This window comes from Methylobacterium sp. WL18 (genome assembly GCF_008040015.1).
Taxonomy (GTDB): Bacteria; Pseudomonadota; Alphaproteobacteria; order Rhizobiales; family Beijerinckiaceae; genus Methylobacterium; species Methylobacterium mesophilicum.
The window spans coordinates 1-1,754 of record NZ_VRVD01000826.1 but is presented as its reverse complement, the minus strand read 5'-3'; the positions used below and the strand labels follow the sequence as shown (position 1 = coordinate 1,754).

Annotated in this window: 1 protein-coding gene; it reads left to right on the top strand. The window is 73.5% G+C overall.

Going from position 1 to position 1,754, the window contains the following annotated elements; genetic code table 11:
• Positions 1–1,754 (top strand): MG2 domain-containing protein (locus tag FV228_RS28750; RefSeq protein ID WP_246694065.1); only part of this gene is annotated, 1,754 nt, incomplete at both ends.

Sequence of the window (1,754 nt, the reverse complement as noted above, 5' to 3'; positions counted from 1 at the left end):
GCCTACGAGCGCGCCGGCTCGCCCGCCGACGCGGCGGCCTCCCTGGCGCAGCTCGGCGCCGTGGAGGCCGGGCAATCCAACTGGCGGCCGGCCCTGAACGCCTACGCGGCCAGCCTGGCCCTCGACGATCTGCCCGCGATGCACCGGACCTACGAGGCCCTGCGGGCCGAGCACGGCTTCCGCATCCTCGACTACAAGGTCGATTCGGATGCCGCCGCGCCACGCCTGTGCTTCACCCTCTCGGAGCCCGTGGTCCCCAAGACCGACTACGCCCCCTACGTGGCGGTCTCGGGCAGCAGCAGCGCCGCCGTGACCGCCGAGAACGCGCAGGTCTGCGTCGACGGGCTGAAGCATGGCGGCCGGTATGCGGTGGTCCTGCGCCAGGGGCTGCCGTCCGCGGTGGGCGAGAGCCTGCTCAAGTCCGCGGATTACGAGATCTACGTCCGCGACCGCGCCCCGCAGGTCCGGTTCACCGGGCGTAACTACGTCCTGCCCCGCACCGGGCAGGCGGGCGTGCCCCTGGTCTCGGTGAACGCCGCCAAGCTCGACGTCGAGGTCCTGCGCATCGGCGACCGCAGCCTGCTGCCGACCCTGCGCTCCGAAGATTTCCTGGGGCAGCTCAGCGGCACGAATGCTGCGACGCTTGCGGCCGAGAAGGGCCAGCGCGTCTGGAAGGGCACCCTCGACACCGCCAAGGCCGAGCTGAACCAGGAGGCCGTGACCGCCTTCCCGGTCCTGCAGGCGGTGGGCAAGCTGGAACCCGGGATCTACGTGATGGTGGCCCGGCCCTCCGGCACGGTCGCCGGGGACGAGGACGGATACGAGACCCAGGCGACCCAGTGGTTCGTGGTCTCGGATCTCGGCCTCACCGCCACCAAGGGGCGGGACGGGGTCAACGTGGTCCTGCGCTCGCTCGCCTCCGCGCAGGTCCTGCCGGGGGCCGAGATCCGGCTGGTCGCCCGCAACAACGAAGTGCTGGGCACCGCCAGGACCGATGCCCAGGGCCGGGCCGTGTTCGGTCCGGGCCTCGCCCGCGGGGAGGGCGGCACCGCGCCGAGCCTCGTGGTCGCCCAGGCTGGGGACGATTACGGCTTCCTCGACCTCAACCTCGGCGCCTTCGACCTGACCGACCGGGGCGTGAAGGGTAGGCCCGAGAGCGGCGGCCTCGACGCCTACCTGTTCACCGAGCGGGGGGTCTACCGCTCGGGCGAGACCGTGCAGATCACCGCCCTGCTCCGCGACCCGAGGGGCGCCGCGGTGCCGAACCTGCCGCTGACCGTGGTGGTGAAGCGCCCGGACGGGGTCGAGTATCGCCGGGTCTCGGTGCCGGACCAGGGGCTCGGCGGCCGGGCGCTGCCGCTGCCGCTGCTGTCGGGGGCCATGCGGGGCACCTGGCGGATCGCCGCCTACAGCGACCCGAAGGCGCCGGCCCTGGGCGAGACCAGCTTCCTGCTGGAGGATTACGTCCCCGAGCGTCTGGAGGTGACTCTCAAGCCGGCGCAGGCTGGCCTGCGCCGGGGCGAGGCCGCGCAGGTCGCCGTGACCGCGCGTTACCTCTACGGCGCCCCGGGCGCCGGGCTCGACGTCTCGGGCAGCGTCGTCGTGCAGCAGGCCGCCTCCGGCTCCGGCATCAAGGGCCTCGAGGGCTACGCCGTCGGCCTCGACGACGAGGCGGTGGAGCCGGTCACCCAGGAGATCTCCGGCGGGGCGACCACGGACGCGCGGGGCCTGGCCACGGTCCCGGTGCCGATCCC